The 16324-nt window shown below is 60.8% G+C and carries 10 protein-coding genes and 1 pseudogene; 5 read left to right on the forward strand and 6 right to left on the reverse strand.

Features of this window, described 5'->3' with window-relative positions; genetic code table 11:
* Positions 1-162: 162 nt before the first annotated feature.
* From J3P76_RS05585 to J3P76_RS05600, 4 genes are read right to left on the reverse strand one after another with little or no spacing between them, the layout of a single operon-like run.
* A complete protein-coding gene (locus J3P76_RS05585) occupies positions 163-1962 on the reverse strand; it encodes a DAHL domain-containing protein (protein ID WP_420765328.1) in 1800 nt (599 codons plus the stop codon).
* A complete protein-coding gene (locus J3P76_RS05590; RefSeq protein ID WP_434560403.1) occupies positions 1959-2918 on the reverse strand; it encodes a cytochrome-c peroxidase in 960 nt (319 codons plus the stop codon). Before J3P76_RS05590 ends, J3P76_RS05585 begins: the two co-directional genes overlap by 4 nt.
* Before the next feature lie 57 nt (positions 2919-2975).
* Entirely contained in the window at positions 2976-4850 is a 1875-nt protein-coding gene (locus tag J3P76_RS05595) for an EAL domain-containing protein (RefSeq protein WP_420765326.1), read from the reverse strand.
* Entirely contained in the window at positions 4847-7138 is a 2292-nt protein-coding gene (locus tag J3P76_RS05600) for a GGDEF/EAL domain-containing response regulator (RefSeq protein WP_434701643.1), read from the reverse strand. Before J3P76_RS05600 ends, J3P76_RS05595 begins: the two co-directional genes overlap by 4 nt.
* Before the next feature lie 226 nt (positions 7139-7364).
* On the opposite strand from J3P76_RS05600, the gene J3P76_RS05605 reads away from it, so the two are divergent.
* From J3P76_RS05605 to J3P76_RS05620, 4 genes are all read left to right on the forward strand, one after another.
* Positions 7365-8732, forward strand: coding sequence for an HD domain-containing phosphohydrolase (locus J3P76_RS05605; RefSeq protein ID WP_434701644.1), 1368 nt, complete (start codon positions 7365-7367; stop codon positions 8730-8732).
* A gap of 226 nt (positions 8733-8958) precedes the next feature.
* On the forward strand, positions 8959-9375 hold the full coding sequence (locus J3P76_RS05610) for an NUDIX hydrolase (RefSeq protein WP_434701645.1): 417 nt from the start codon (positions 8959-8961) through the stop codon (positions 9373-9375).
* A gap of 19 nt (positions 9376-9394) precedes the next feature.
* Complete coding sequence (locus J3P76_RS05615; protein WP_047230397.1) at positions 9395-10033, forward strand: LysE family translocator; 639 nt, start codon at positions 9395-9397, stop codon at positions 10031-10033.
* A complete protein-coding gene (locus J3P76_RS05620) occupies positions 10030-10527 on the forward strand; it encodes a GNAT family N-acetyltransferase (RefSeq protein WP_420765321.1) in 498 nt (165 codons plus the stop codon). Before J3P76_RS05615 ends, J3P76_RS05620 begins: the two co-directional genes overlap by 4 nt.
* A 37-nt stretch (positions 10528-10564) precedes the next feature.
* Here J3P76_RS05620 and metR read toward each other — a convergent pair whose 3' ends face one another.
* Positions 10565-11482, reverse strand: coding sequence for a transcriptional regulator MetR (gene metR, locus J3P76_RS05625; RefSeq protein ID WP_420765320.1), 918 nt, complete (start codon positions 11480-11482; stop codon positions 10565-10567).
* Between the two features lie 165 nt (positions 11483-11647).
* Here metR and J3P76_RS05630 point away from each other — a divergent pair.
* A pseudogene (locus tag J3P76_RS05630) lies at positions 11648-12083 on the forward strand (5-methyltetrahydropteroyltriglutamate--homocysteine S-methyltransferase); the annotation flags it as partial.
* A gap of 111 nt (positions 12084-12194) precedes the next feature.
* Here the strand turns inward: J3P76_RS05630 and J3P76_RS05635 are convergent.
* Positions 12195-16187 (reverse strand): hypothetical protein, encoded by a 3993-nt coding sequence (locus tag J3P76_RS05635; RefSeq protein ID WP_434701646.1) that lies wholly within the window; start codon positions 16185-16187, stop codon positions 12195-12197.
* Positions 16188-16324: the final 137 nt, after the last annotated feature.

Raw genomic sequence — 16324 nt, forward strand, 5'->3', positions numbered from 1 at the left:
CGAAAACGGTGGCGGCCACTTTCGGCGCTTCGCCGAACAGCGCGCTTTCCATGTCCTGTAGATCAGCGTTGCTCTCGTCCTCGGGCGTCAGGATCTTTCGGAAGTCGTCATGGATGGCTGGCGTATCGTCGATCAAGAGGATGCGCCGGTTACTCAGGCTATTCATGGCTCACCTTCTGCGAGTTTCAAGGGCAGTTGCAATACGAATGTCGCCCCGGTCCCTGGCCCCTCGCTGTGCGCGGTGAGGTGGCCGTTCATTTCAATCGCCGCCAGTGCGCAACTGTGCAGGCCGAACCCGTGACCGTCCTTACGGGTGGTAAAACCGTGGGCGAAGATGCGCGTCATGTTTTCCTCCGGGATTCCTTCGCCTTCGTCCTTCACGCTGATTTGCAGTTCTTGATCTACGACCCTGGCTTTGAGCGTCATGTTCCGCGCATGGTTGGAAACCCCCGCCATGGCGTATTTGGCATTGCTGATCAGGTTGATCAGGATCAGCAGCATGCGGTGTTTGTCGCCCATGATCCGTGGCACCTCGCCGTACTCCTTGATCACCGTCACATGGTGGCGGGTCAGGGCCCCTGAGTTCATGCGCAGGGCGTCCTCGAGCAGTTCGCTGACCACCAGCGGTTCCATCAGGCTATTGGCGCCGGCGTAGGACTGCTGCGTGGAAACGATGTCCTTGATGTGGTCGACGCTCTTGCTCAGTTGCGCAAGCTCGTCGGTCAGGCTTTGTTGTTCCGTCGCGATGGCTTCCACCAATTGGTTGAGATAACCGGGTAGTAGCTTGCCTTTTTCGTCCTCGGTGAGGAAGTGCCCCAGGTCGTGGCTGTGCTCGTTGATGAGGTTCATCGCCTTGCCCAGGCCCAGGGCCTTGCTGCTGCGCAGTTTTCGGCTGACCAGGTCGGCGGAAATGTTCACGCTGTTGAGCACGTTGCCGACGTTGTGCAGCACGTTGGTGGCGATCTCCGCCATGCCGGCCTGGCGGGCAGTGTCCATCAGTTCACTCTGGGTGTCCTTGAGCTGGCGGGTGCGTTCCTCGACCCGTTGTTCGAGCTCGTCGTTGGCGGTTTGCAGGGCGCTGTTGACCCGCTTGATCTCGCCGAAACTGCGCACCAGCCGAACCGCCAGCCAAATCAATATCAACGTCAGGAAGGTGGCGAACAAGAGCAAGAGAATGTGGTTGCGCTGATGTTTGGCAGCCGCTTTTTCCTGATCTTTTTCCAGCAGGCTGGTGATGGTGTCCAGGCGTGCGGCCAGGGGGACCGCCTCGAAGTCATGCAACAGCTGATTGACCAACGGTTGCTCGCGCAAGATCAACGCGATGTGCCTGCCCAGGATGTCGACGGAGCTGACGATCCCCGCCGGCAGCCGCTCTTTATTGACGTCCAGCTGATTGAGGCCCAGCAAGACTTCGGCGGCCTGCTCGCGGGTGGTGATCTGGGCGAACTCCATCGTGCTGAGCAGCAGGTCGTAGGTGTCGATGGCAACGTTTTGCAGTTCCAGTTTTTCACCGTCGGACAGTTGGGTGAACTGGCGCTGGATGTCGTCCTCGGCGGTGGGCAGGAATGCCAGGGAGTTGCGCAGTACCGCGTTATGGGACTTGAACTGTTCCACCAGGCGGGTTTTTTCCTTGATCGCCTTCAGGTATTCGTCGCGCTGGGACGACCAGAGCGTAGGCGCGTGGCGGCCGGGCTCCGACTCAATGGCATCGAGACGCTGCCACAGGCGCGTCATTTCACTCAATGGCGAGACCAGCGGGTCATAATTGTGGCTCAGGGCGATCCGGGACTTGAGCACTTCGTTGTCCCAGATACCGTCCTGCTGCTTGAGCAGGCGGATCAGGTCCCGGGATTCAATGTGCGAGGCGGCTTGCTGGGCACCCGATTGGATGTACATGAACAGGAGGATCGAGGCCAGCAATACACCAATGAAAACCAGGCCGAGGCGGCGTGCGAGAGTCATAGCGGCTTGCCCTCCCATTCGCCGGTGAGGGTCTTGAGGAATTCGACGATCAGTTCAGTATCGTTCTTCAGGGGTTCGCGGCCCAGTTGATACTTGAACATCACTTTCACTGCCTGCTCCAGAGTCTGTGCCGATCCTCCATGGAAATACGGCGCGGTGACGGCCACGTTGCGCAGGCTCGGCACCTTGAAGACCTGGCGGTCGGCTTCGTCGCCGGTGACGTTGAAGCGTCCTTCGTCGGCTCGGGTCGGATTGCCCCGGTCCTGGATGTAGTCGCCCATCACGCCGAATTTCTGGAACATATTGCCGCCGATGTTCACGCCTTGATGGCAAGCAATGCAGCCGTACTCCTTGAAGCGCTGGTAGCCGAACTTTTCCCGAGGCGTGAGGATGTCGGTATCGCCCAGCAGGTATTTATCGAAGCGCGAGTTGGGTGTCCGCAGGGTGCGCTCGTAGTCGGCAAGCGCCCCCTGGATATTGGGTTGGGTCACGCCGTCTGGGTACGCGTCGGCAAAATCCCTGGCATAGCCCGTATCGCCCGCGATGCGCTTGACCACCGTTTCCCAGTTACTGCCCATTTCACCGGGGCTGGTGACGACGATATGCACCTGTTCTTCCAGGGTGTCGACGCGACCGTCCCAGAACTGGTGGAAATTCAGGCTGGCATTGAACACCGTGGGCGTATTGACCTCCACTGGCTTGCCGTCGAAACCCAGGGATAAGGCTTTGTCGTCGGCGCCGCCCTTGTCCAGGCGATGGCAACTGGCGCAGGACAGGGTGTTGTTGACCGACAGCCGTGGGTCATTGAACAGCCGCTGGCCCAACTGGACTCGCTTGGGGTCCAGGGCGGGAGCGGGAGGCAGGGGTTTGAGCGGTTCGTCCAATGGCTCGGCGCGAGCGGTCACGCTCAGTCCCACCAGCAGGCCGAGAGCCAGAATCAGTCCGTGTGACGCCATGGGGTGCTTTCCTTTGAAATGCTGTCCCTTGAAACAAGGGGGTTATGACGCTGGCGCTCACGAAAACGGGTTCGGGCGTTGTTCCCATTCAGCCATCCATTGGCTGAAGGCTTGCGGTGCCACGGCCTTGCTGAAGTAGTAGCCCTGGGCTTCCTCGCACTGGTGGATCTTGAGGAATTCCAGCTGCTCCCGGGTTTCCACGCCTTCGGCAATGATGTGCAGGTTCAAACTCTTGCCCAGGCTGATGATGGTGCTCACCAGTTTCGCGTCGTTGCTGTCGATGCTCAGGTCACCGACGAACGACTGGTCGATCTTCAACACATCCACCGGAAATTTCTGCAGGTAGCTCAGGCTCGAATAGCCGGTGCCGAAGTCATCGATGGCCAGCCGTATGCCCAGATGCTTGATGGCATTGAGCGTGGCGACGGTGGTGTCGATGTTCTGCATGAGCACGCTTTCAGTGATCTCCAGTTCTAACTGTGTCGGGTCCAGACCGGTTTCCTTTAGGGTGCGCGCGATGCCGTCGACGAAACCGCGCTGGCGGAAATCGATCGCCGAGACGTTGACCGACAGGTACAGCGGCCGCATGCCCTCGGCCTGCCAGCGACAGGCCTGCTGGCAGGCCTCTTGGAGCACCCACTGGCTCAGCGGGACGATCAGGCCGCTGTCCTCGGCCACGGGGATGAAATCCGACGGATAGACGAGCCCCTGATCGGGGCGATTCCAGCGCACCAACGCCTCGGCACCGACCACTTTACCGCTCGTCAGGTCGAGCTTGGGCTGGTAATGCAGCACGAACTCCTTACGCTGCAAGGCCAGGCGCAAGCCAGATTCGATGGTCTGCTGCTGACGGGCGCGGCGATTCATGTCCTCGGTGAAAAAACGGAAATCGTTGGGGCCGTTTTCCTTGACGTTGCGCATTGCCGTCTCGGCCTTTTTGATCAGCGCCACGGCATCGAAACCATCGGCCGGATACACGCTGATGCCCAGGCTCGCTGTCACCGTCAGGTCGTGACCGTCGATGGGGTGCGGGGAGTTGATAGCCCCCAGCAGCTTTTCCGCCACGCCCTTGGTCAATTGTGGGTCGGCGATGTCGCCGAGGATCACCACGAACTCATCGGAGCCGTAGCGAAACACCGAGTCGGACTCGCGCACCACGGCCGCCAACGCCCGCGCCACGCGCTTGAGCATCTCGTCGCCCACCGGGTGCCCCAGCGCATTGTTGATGCGCTTGAAGCGGTCCAGGCCGATGAACATCACCGCCAACTGTCGGTCATGCCGGCGGCACTGGGCCAAGGCCTGGGTCAGGCGGTCGCCGAGCAGCATGCTGTTGGGCAGCTCGGTGAGCACGTCATATTGCAGCAGGTGGGAGACCTTGAGCAGCTCCTGGACCCGCTCTTCGATGGTGCGTTCCAGGCTGCGCATCTTGCGTGCGGCGTCCTGGGCCAATTGCCATTTCCAGGTCATGGCGCTGGCCATCTGGCGGATTTCCAGGGTGTCGAACGGCTTCTTGAGAATCAACAACTGATCGTCGAATTCGATGCGTTCCGACATGGTCTCCCAGGAGTAATCCGAATGCGCGGTGCACAGGGCGATCTGCAGGCGCGGGTCGGCTTTCCACAGTTGTTCGATGGTCTGCAGGCCGTCCCAGCCGGGCGGCATGCGCATGTCGGCGAACACCAGGGCATAGGGCTGGCCTTCGGCCTGGGCGCGCTTGACCAGTTCCAGCGCTTCCTCGCCCTGGTAGGCCGAGTCGATCTGGAATTGCACCCGGTTCACCTGCGGCGTGCCGAACAACAGGCTCTCGGTGTCGTCCAGCGAGTCATCGTTGCCTGCGCTGGGGCTGAGGATCTTTCGAAAGTCGTGGTGAATGGCGGGCGTGTCGTCCACCACCAGGATGCGCCTGTTTGCCGGTACGGACATGGGGTTCATGGGCTGCTCTCCGATAGCTGGCTCGCCGGCCGGGTCCAGTGGTCCGCCACCGGAACGATGGCGCCCGCCTTGAGCAGGGCGGCGGCCTGCTCACTGTCCACCACAGTGCTGAAATAGTGCCCCTGGGCTTGTATCGACCCGCCGCTGGACATCAGCGTCGTGCGTTGCTCCTGGGTCTCGACCCCTTCGGCGATGATGCCGATGCCCACGTCCCGGGCGAAGTTGATGATGGCCCGCAGGGTCGTGGCGTTCTCCGGATCGGCGTTGGCGCTGTCGAGGAAGCGTTGGGCGAGCTTGAGGTGGTTCACGCGGTAAGTCTTGAGGTAATCGAAGGATGAGTACTCGGTGCCGAAATCGTCGATGGCGACCTGCACGCCCAACTCGCACAGGCGTGGCAGCACGTCGTTATGGGTCCATTTGGTCTGGGCCAGGGTCGCTTCGGTGACGTCGAAACGCAGGTCCCAGGGCGCCAGCTCCCAGCGCGCGGTGGTACGCAGCACGTCGTAGATCAGTTCCGGGCCGGTCTTGAGCTGGGTCAGGGACAGGTCGATGGCGATCACGGGTGGCGACATGCCCTGGTCTCGCCATTGGCGCATCTGCTGGCAGGCCTGGTCCAGGACCCAATGGCCCAGGCCGATGATGATTCCGGTTTTTTCCGCGGCCGGCATGAAGGCGGCCGGTTCCAGCCAGCCGCGCGCGGGATGGTTCCAGCGCACCTGCACGCCCATGCCGAGAATCCGGCCGGTGCCAAGGTCGACTTCCGGCAGGTAGTGCAAGTGCAACTCGTTGTTTTCGATGGCCAGGCGCAGGTCATTGGCGAGGGCGACCCGATCCGTGACCTCCTGGTTAATTTCCTCGTTGTGGAAGTGATACTGGTTGCGGCCCTTTTCCTTGGAGCGGTACAGGGCCATGTCGGATTGGGCCATCAGGCTGTCGGCGCTTGGGCTCTGCGAGGAGTACAGGCTGATGCCGATGCTCACGGAAATGCGTACGTCGTTGCCATCCAGGGAATAGGGCGCCACCAGCGTGTCGCGAATCTTGGCCGCCAGCGCGGCGCAGTGGGTCGCTTCGTGGACGTCCAGTTGCAGGATGGCGAATTCGTCGCCACCCAGGCGCGCCACCACGTCGTTTTCCCGGGTGCAGCCCTTGAGCCGCGCTGCGACTTGTTGCAATAGCAGGTCACCGATGGGGTGCCCGAGGGTGTCGTTGATCCGCTTGAAGTGGTCCAGGTCCAGGTAAAACATTGCGAAGGGCGCCGCCCCCCTACGGGCGGCCGCAAAGGCCTGGTGCAGCCGCTCGATCATGGTGGCGCGGTTGGCGAGCCCGGTCAGGCCATCGGTGCGGGCCAGCAAGGCGATCTTTTCCTCGGCCAGCTTGCGCTCGGTGATGTCGAGGATGATGCCTTCGACTTCCAGCAGCAGGCCTTGCTCGTTGCGCACCGGGATGTAGCGGTTCTCTACCCAGCGGAACGTGTCGTCGCCAGTGCGCATGCGAAATTCGATGGAGGCGCCCGCGGTGTCGCGGTCCAGGACGCGCACCATGGCTTCGTCGACCTTGGCCTGGTCGTCGGGGTGGATCAAGGTTTGCGCCCAGTCCGGCGAGCTGATCAGGCGCGCCGCGACATGGCCGAACTTGGTGATGTTGTGGGAGATGTACATCAATGGGAACGGCGGCTCGCCGCGCAGGCGATAAAGGATGGTCGGGCTGTTCTGCACGATGATGTTGGCGTCGGCCAGCTCCCGGGTGCGTTCTTCCACTGCCCGTTCGAGCATGTCCATTTTCAACGCGGCGTCTTCGGTCATCTGCCATTTGACGGTCAAGGTGCTCGCCATCTGGCGAATCTCGATCGCATCGAAAGGTTTCTTCAGGATCAGCAGGCGGTCGCCCAGTTCGAGACGGTCGGCGATGTCCTCCCAGGAATAATCCGAGTAGGCCGTGCACAACGCCACTTGCAACTTGGGGTCGGCGCGCCACAGCCGCTCGATGGTTTCCAGGCCGTCCCAACCCGGCGGCATGCGCATGTCGATGAAAGCCATGGCGAACGGTTTGCCCTGGGCAAGGGCGGTTTCGACCTTGTTCAGGGCTTCCATGCCCTGGAACGCCGATTCGAGCTCGAAGCTCTGGGCGCAAACCACCACGGGGGCGCCGAACAAGGCTTCTTCAGCATTGCTCAGGCTGTCTTCGGGCGCTGCGTGGGGGCTGAGAATCTTTCGAAAATCCTCATGGATTGTCGGCGTGTCATCAACGATCAGTATCCGCCGATTGGATCTTTCCATCGGCAGGCTCATGGCCGTGCACCGTCGAGATGCTGACTACGGAACCGTGGGTACATCTGATATCCCTTTCGCTGGCATGAGTATTCGGCCTGTACTTGGCCCTTCATGGGGTACAGCATAGTCGGCTCGTCGGAAGCGCGAGGTGAGTGATGGCGAATTGTGTCTAAATTTTCGCAATCTACTAGCCTGTTTTTTGGGGCTAAGGTAGAACGGTTGTCGATGACAGGAGGGGGTTCCAATGGAAGATCAAGCGCCGGGCGTTCCGGCAACAAAGCCGACGGTGTTGTTGGTAGATGACGAAGAATCGATCCTCAACAGCCTGCGTCGGCTGTTGCGCAGCCAGCCGTACGAAATCCTGGTGGCCGACAGTGGCGCCAAGGCCCTGGAAATTCTCAAGGAGCGGCCGGTCGATCTGGTGATGACCGATGCGCGCATGCCCAACATGGACGGCGCCACGCTGCTGGCGGAAATTCGCAAGCTTTATCCTTCGACATTGCGCATCCTGCTCACCGGTTATGCCGACGTGGACATGATGACCAAGGCTATCAATGAGGGGCAGCTCTACCGCTACCTCAGCAAGCCCTGGAATGACGAGGAGTTGGTGCAGGCCCTGCGCCAAGCCCTGGCCCACCAGCATTCGGAGAGCGAGCGTCAGCGCCTCGAAGCCCTGAATCGTGAGCAGAACCAGCAACTCAAGACCCTCAACGCCACCCTGGAAAAACGCGTGGCGTCGCGGACCGCCGAGTTGCAGCAGACCGCCGACATGCTCGACCTGGCCTATGAAGAGCTCAAGCGCAGCTACGTGACCGGCACCGAGGTGTTCTCGCTGATCGCCAACCTGCGCCTGCCCAAGGCCAAGCAGACCAACCGGCAGATCATCGAACTCATCCGGGTCTATAGCCGGCTCAATTTCCTCGACGAGTCCACCGACCGCGACCTGACCATGGCCGCCGCGCTCTACAACATCGGCAAGCTGAGCTGGACCGATAACATGATGGTCACGCCGGCGGACATGCTGCATCACAGCGAACTGGAGCTGTACCGCGCCTATCCGAAGCAGAGCGAATCGCTGCTGATGACCCTGGACCCGATGAAGGACGCGGCGCGGATCATCCTTCATCACCAGGAACGTTGGGACGGCAGCGGATTCCCCGATCACTTGAAGGGCGAGGCGATTCCGTTCGGCTCGCGCCTGTTGAAACTGGCGGTGGATTTCATCGAGTTGCAGCGCGGGTTGATCCTGGAGCGGCAGATGAACAGCGACGAAGCGCTGGTCTACATCCGCAAATACGGTGGCAAGCTGTACGACCCGAACATGGTCGAAGACTTCATCAAGGCCTGTGGCGAATACCTGGAAGACGTGACGCTGTCCGACCCGACCGTGAAAGTCACCAGCACTCGTGAACTGGAGGCAGGCATGGTTCTGGCGCGCAACCTCAATGCCGACAATGGCATGCTGCTACTCAACGCCGGAAAGGTCATGAGCGGCCCGCTGATCGAAAAGCTCATCGCCTTCGAAGCAATGGAAGGGGCGCGGTACAGCGTGTTCGTCAAGATCCCAGAGGAGGAGGCGGATCCTTCGACGCCGAAGCCTATCTTGGGGTGATTATGCGGCTTCAATGAGCACGGTGATTACCTGTGGGAGCGAGCCTGCTCCGGGCGGCGATCCGACGAAGGCGGCCTACCAGTTGGAATGATTTGACTGACACACCGCTTTCGCGAGCAGGCTCGCTCCCACAGGGGCTGCGGTGGGTTGTCAGATGGCGCCAGGCTTTGCTCCCGCCGCTTTGATCTGTAACCTGCCCGGCATTTTCCGCCCGAGGCCCTTGTACATGACCACCCCTCTGATCCGCATCGCCGCCGCCCTGCTCATCGGCCCGGACGGCCGGACCCTGCTGGTGCGCAAGCGCGGCACCCAGGCCTTCATGCAACCCGGCGGCAAGATCGAAGCCCATGAGCAACCGATCCAGGCCCTGGCTCGGGAATTGGACGAGGAGCTCGGGCTCAGGATCGATCCGGCCCAGGCCCGTCATCTGGGGCAATTCAGCGCGCCGGCCTCCAATGAGCCGGGATTTATCGTGCAGGCCGAGGTGTTTTTGCTGGAGACCGATGCAGCGGTTTCCCCGGCTGCCGAAATTGAAGAAGTGCATTGGATCGACCCGTCCCGCGACAGCGGTTTACTGCTGGCGCCGTTGACAGGCGAAGTGATCCTGCCGTTTTATCGAACCCACTGCCTCTCGACCTGCTGATTCAAGGAGCGACGCCTTCATGATCCCCTTGCCGGACCTGCTGATTTTCGCCGCCGCCGCGTTGCTGATGGTGCTCACGCCCGGCCCGAACATGATCTACCTGATTTCCCGCTCGATCTGTCAGGGGCGCAAGGCCGGCGTCACTTCTTTGTTGGGCGTGGTGGCGGGGTTCTTCGTGCACATGTTCGCGGCGGCGGCGGGGCTGACGGCGGTGTTCCTCGCGGTGCCCATGGCCTATGAAGTCCTCAAATGGGCCGGTGCGCTGTACCTGCTGTGGCTGGCCTGGCAAGCGGTGAAACCCGGCGCCCGCTCGCCGTTCCAGGCCCAGCAATTGCCGGCGGACTCGACCCGCAAGCTGATCACCATGGGCTTTCTCACCAGCGCCCTGAACCCGAAGATCGCGGTGTTCTACCTCTCGGTGTTCCCGCAGTTCATCAGCCCGGAGCACGGTTCACTGTTCACCCAGAGCATCATCCTCGGGCTGACCCAGATCAGCGTCAGTTTCAGTGTCAATCTGCTGATCGCACTGTTCGCCGCCGGCATCGCCTCATGGTTCGTCCACAACCCGACCTGGCTGGCGGCGCAACGGTATTTCATGGGCTTCGTGCTCGGTGCGCTGGCCCTGCGGTTGATGCTTGAGCAACGGCGTTCGGCGTGAGCATCCGACGGCTGAAGGCGGGTGACGCCCAGAGCTATCGGGAGCTGATGCTCCAGGCCTATGAATTCCATCCACAGGCCTTCACTTCCAGCGCCAGCGAACGGGCGACGCTGCCCATAAATTGGTGGGAGTCGCGCCTGACCAGCCGGCTCGAAGTGATCCTCGGCGCGTTCATCGCGCACGAGCTGGTGGGTATCGTCGGCCTGGCCCTGGAGCCTCGGCTGAAGGCGCGGCACAAGGCGACGCTGTTCGGCATGTACGTCGTCGAGGCCCATCGTCACGCCGGGCTCGGCGAACAGTTGATGCGGGCCGCCCTCGACGAAGCCCGTCGCCATCCCTTCCTGCGCCTTGTGCAATTGACCGTCACCGCCGGCAACGACCCGGCCATCGAGCTTTACCAGCGCTGCGGCTTTCTGTTGTATGGCCTAGAGCCGATGGCGATTCGCGTGGGGGACGAGTACCTCGACAAGATCCATATGTGGCTTGAACTCTGATCTCACCGCAAGTTTGAGTGATGGAGCTTTGTGGCAATTACCGCACCGCGCTGACACCGTCGAGTGTGGAAAACGACGTGTCTTTTGCCGTCAGCAGAAAGTCGCGCATATACGGCGCGTCGAGCATGTCGGTGCGCACCGCCGCGTAGAGCGTGGCGAACAAACCTTTTTCCCCCAGCCGCTTGGCCTTCACGTAGCCCCGTGAGCTGTATTCATGCAGCGCCCAATGGGGCATGCCGCAGACGCCACGGCCACTGGCGACCAGTTGCATCATCATCACCGTCAGCTCGGACGTGCGCACCTGGGCCGGTTCGATGTCGGCCGGTTCGAGGAAGCGGGTGAAGATGTCCAGGCGATCGCGTTCCACCGGATACGTGATCAGGGTTTCGCTGATGAGGTCTTCGGGCACGATGTAGGCCTTGCCCGCCAGCCGATGCTGGTTGGCCACCGCCAGCATCGCCTCGTAGGTGAACAGCGGCACGTAGGTGATGCCCGCAAGTTCCAGGGGATCGGAGGTGACGACCAGGTCCAGGTCGCCACGGGCCAGGGCCGGCAGCGGGGCGAAGGCGAAGCCCGAGGCCAGGTCCAGCTCGACTTCCGGCCAGGCATCGCGGAACTGGTCGATGGTCGGCATCAACCACTGGAAGCAGCTGTGACACTCGATGGCCATGTGCAAACGCCCGGCGGTGCCGCCGGCCAGCCGCGCGATGTCCCGTTCGGCGCTGCGCAGCAACGGCAGGGTGGCATCGGCCAGTTGCAGCAAGCGCAGGCCGGCGCTGGTGAAGCGTACCGGCTTGGTCTTGCGCACGAACAACTGCATGCCCAGGCGCTCTTCCAATTCCTTGAACTGATGGGAGAGGGCGGACTGGGTCAGGTGAAGGCGTTCGGCGGCTTCGACCAGGCTGTCGGCTTCGCGCAGGGCGTGCAGCGTCTTGAGGTGGCGGAGTTCAAGCACTGGGTTGCTCCATGAGTAAAACTTGTGATCAACACGAAAAGGTTGAGTTTGTCTCATGTGGGGCTGGCTGTCGACAATGGCGTCATCTTTTACAAGGAGGACATTCCCATGGCCCTGGCCCATACCCTCGGTTTTCCCCGCATCGGCGCCGACCGCGAATTGAACGACCTGGAAGCTGATTGGAAAGGTACGCTGGGCTGGGAGCGGCTGTTCGACGAAATCGACGAAGCCCGCGCCCAGGGCCATCGGGTCAAGCCGGCAGTCATCGGCCCGCTGACGTACCTTTGGTTGAGCAAGGCCAAGCACGGCGGCTTGGACAAGCTCGACTTGCTGGAGCGGCGGCTGCCGGTCTACGGTGATATTTTCCATCGCCTCGATACCCGAGGTGTGGAGTGGGTGCAGATTGATGAACCGATCCCCACCCTCGATCTGCCTCTGCGCGCTTCGGACCCACTGGGCCAGGTGCACCTACAAGATTCTCTCGGCGGGCCTGGTCACTGGCCACGACGACTGGCGTTGCGAACACGAGCAGGCACTTGCGCAGTTGCGACCGGCCCGGGCGCGTTTTGGCGAGAACCTTTGGGTCAGCGCTTCCTGCACAGGCCTAGTCTGGAGCGCGAAAGCCTCGGATTCAAGCGCGGGCTGACGACCGACTACCCCAACGACATCGGCCGGTTGTGTGCAACATCCACTCAACGCTGAGGTCTGTGATTCATGAGGGAAGCTGCATTCTTTGGATCTGAATATGGGTCATGCAAAAATCATTCCCCGTCCCTAACGCTTCATTGTTGATGTAAAGCATGGTCATGGTGGGCGAGGTCGCTACGAAGCTTAGCAGGATTTGCTTTGCAACTTGGAGCGTATCCAGCACCACCTCTGCCGACCGTTCTCCATGGCTGGTTCCCAATTGAAGACGTGTGATCGCTCCGACCGCTGCGTTGTATCGGAAGGCCGAGGAAGACAAGAGGTAGGTGGCTCCAGGTGTCATCCCGGTAAAAGTCCGAGTCAAGAATGTTCCAGCGGAATTGTTTGTCCTGGTTATGTTAAGCATAAAGTAAACGGTCTGGTTGGGGTATGCGTACCACGACAGATCGCTCGAACTGCCGGCCCCACCCCATAGCCATCCGCCCGATAGGCGTTCGGAGAATTTCGCGATGTGCAGTGACAGTCCTTCCAGGACTCGAAACACGCGTGTCGAGCGCTTGCCGCTCCCGTCGACCGCTCGTACGGTGAGGGTGTGGGTTTCTGCGCTGAACAGCCGGCACTGCACCGTCCATTCGTTAGCCGAGTTGACGGGGAAGCGACCGATGGAGACGTTGTTATCCAAGAGCTCTATCTCTTGTCCTGTCGTTCCGGTGCCGCTGCCGGTAATTGTCGCGCTCCGGTAATAGGTCTCGCCTTGGTCGGCCACCACGCCTTCGTCCGTTATCACCGCGGTTATGGTTGGCGTTTGCGTCTCGACCTTGACCGTGAAGGCCCATGCAGGGAACGACGTGGTTCCATCCAGAGCCCTCGCGGTCAGGGTGTGCAGGGCCGGCAAGAACGTCAACGGACCCATGGACCATGTATTACCGGTGACAGTCGCTGAGCCCAGCCGAATATCACCGTCATACAGGTCCACGCCCCGGCTGGGTGTGATGGTGCCGCTCACGGTAATCCGGGTTTCGAACGTATCGCTTCCAGGCGGTATTTCGGTTGCGCCTGCCTTCACTGAGGTGATGACGGGCGCCTGTCCTGCGATGCCGACACGATAGACACGGTCGGGGAAATCGATGTCCGTGCCGGCGTCGTCCCTCAAGTCCAGGGATGCGCTGAATTTAATGATCAGCTGAGTCCCGTCGCCCAGGGTATCGAGGTAGGCACGAGGTACGGTGACCGGCCAGAACCCGTTCGTGATCCATTCAGGGGTCACTTTGCTGCCAGCGCCATTCCAAATCGTTCGATTGCTGGGATTATTATCCGGTGTCCTGCCTTCCAGGCTCATGCGAACCTGCTGTCCAGCCGCAATAAAGGACCAGAGTTTTGCGCGAATAACCGCATCCCCCGTGAAGCTGTTCAGGTTCAGTACGTTGAGTTCTTCGGCATTGTTGATGAAGAACACCGGTAAGTTCAGGCTGGTGGCGGGAAGGGGAGTGACCGTCACAGTAACGGTGCCCGACGCAAAGGTCTCGCCGCCCCGCAGTAATTCGTACCTGAGCGTAAAGGTGGCGTTGATGCCGTTGCCAATGTTCGCAGCGATCACCGACGCGGGAATTGGAATATCAACGCTACCGTCGACTTCTCCGGGAACTGGCGCGAGGTCCGGGGTGCCTTCGCCAGGCTTGCCGGTGAGGATCAACTTGATCATGTCGGTGCTTAGCAAGCCAGCCAACGCGATGCGGACGGTGGCGCCATTGATCGCATCCAGGGGGGCCAGGACCTGACTCGCGCCCATGCCGTCTGCTTCGAGCAGGTTGGGCAGTTGCAGTTCGCCGAAACCGACGACTTTGGCGAACGCGGTTGTGGAATAGCCTTCCCGGTTGAGGGTCTTGAACCGGACATCGTAGGCGCAGCTGACGTCTCTGTCGGCGACGAGCAGGTTATTGGGCACCTGTAGAACCAAGGGTTTGGGCTGGCCGAGCTCTGTTTGGACAATACCAACTGGAACGATGTAGTCGGGATCGGGTGGACTCTTGAAAATAGCGCTCACCTCGTCCCCGGCCCGGTATGACGGGTGGCTGGTACTGATGATTAACGACAAGGGCCGCCCGGCGAGTTTGTCCAGGTCGATCAAGCTGGCATCGTCGTTTTCGTCAGCGAGGTCTTCGCGGAAGATGGGCGCTGGCAAGCGTTCGTTTCGGCGGTCGACATCGATATAGGTTGTCGCCGACCAGATGGACAAAGGATCGGTGCTGTTTTCTATCAAGTCCGTGACGGTAAAGCGGACTGGCAAGGCTCGGCGGTTTTCGATCTGGTCCAGTTCCGATGCCGGGACGATAACCGTCACTGTCGTGGGAGTGATGGACGGTACCGGTGGGGCCTGGTCGGCGGGAACGCTGAAATGGACGATGTGCCCGCCGAAGTCGATGTCGACATGGTCGTACAGCCTGCAGAAGGGGTAGCGGCAATGCACCGTGAGCTGTTGCAAGGTGCCGTCCAAGCCTTCCTTCACTATATCGATGCCGTTGTTTTGCGCGATAGGAAACGCCAGCGCGAGTTCGGAGTGTCCTTCCGTAGCGGGGTCCTGATCGACGTAGCCAGGGCGCACCTCGTGATAAAGCATGGTCAGCGGGCTGCTGAACTCGTCGTTACTGCTTGGGCGCTCCACGCTGTATACCAGCGAATTGACGCCGTTGATGAGACGTTGGGGCGGGACATGCATCGTGAATGGGTCGTTTTCCGTTCCCGGACCCACAAGATGAATGTCGACGGGCGTCGCTTCGCCGTTGAGAAATAGCCGGCACGTTTCGTTGGGTGCCATGCCGTCCCAGGGGTCAATGATGACTGCCAGGCCGGCGGGGTTATCGTCGTAGATCATTTTGGGAATGCCGACCATTGCGAGCCCGCCTTCCACTGGCTCCACCTGTCCAGGGATTATGGGCAACCACAGGACTAATGCCGAGTCGTCCGGGGCTTCAAGAGGTACGACATTCGAAGTGTCGATGAGCAGGAACTCAACCGCCGCAGACGCGTGGAACCCATCACCCGTGGCGGGCATCCATGTGGCAGAAACCCAGCTCCCCACCCATTGGGAAAGCATGGACGGGCTGATGCTGAAAACGACACTGGGCGCTTCGCCTACGGTCTGGTTCAGGGTCAACAGCTGCGGCGGTCCATCGAGTGGCTCGCCGCGCCAGTTGAGCTTGATCTGCTGACCGGCAGTCAAGCCATTGGCCGCGACGTCAACTTCCACCAGGACATCGCTTTCCCCGGTTTTTCCCAGGTCGATCACATTGTCCAGGTCTACATCGCCAATGCGTGGAGCATTGAGCGCGACGCCCATTGTTCCTACCGTTGGCCGGACGCGGATCGTACGGGTCAGGGAGCGGTCGGTCGCTGGATTACCCACCTCATCCCATAGCCTGTAGAACATCAGCACGTCACGATTGCCCAGTTCGGCAATCATCTCCCGGGTCAGGATAAAGACCACAGGTTGGCCCTCTTCCCCAGACTCTACGGTATATGGCAAGCACCAGTTGGCGATTTGCAAATTCAGTTTGTGTCCCGCCCGCATTCCTCGCCACGGGTCAATCGCCACAGGAACATCTTCTGCGCCATCAACTTCGGTGTCAGCGGTTCGAGGTGCCGTTAGCAACCCGTGTCCGGGACGTTGTGGCTCGGGATCTCTCCCCCCCGGCGAACGTTTTCTGGTCAGTATTTTCAGATGTGCCGACTCCGCGCCATTGACCCGATAGAACAGTTCGCTGAAGCCCTCCGGCACTTGTTTGGCATCAATGAAGCCGGACAGTGGCTTGTTGGCGTCATGGTCCTTGGGCACCACGAGCGACAGGACAGGCGAAGACACGTTGGAGAAATAGATATCCACCTTGTCACCGTTGATCAGGTGGGCGGACGGCACATGGACACATAAGCCTGCAGGATCAGCCTTGAGCAACGCCTTATTGATGCCCGAAATTCCCGCATCCAGAACGATAGCGTCGGGAATGTTGAGGGCTCCCATCGACACCACAGCGGGTTTCCCCTGGATTTGCTCATACAGGTTCATGCTGGCGCTCTCTGTGATCGCAAGGCTGAAAGCTATTGCGTTGACCCGTAGTAAACGCGCGCCGGGAGTGCTTGGCTACTGTCAGGTCTGACAGGTAAATGGCCACGCTGGGGGGAGATGAGACGTGCGGTGGTCCA

Origin of the sequence: Pseudomonas sp. D1-36, assembly GCF_051132205.1 — a bacterium.
Classification (GTDB): Bacteria; Pseudomonadota; Gammaproteobacteria; order Pseudomonadales; family Pseudomonadaceae; genus Aquipseudomonas.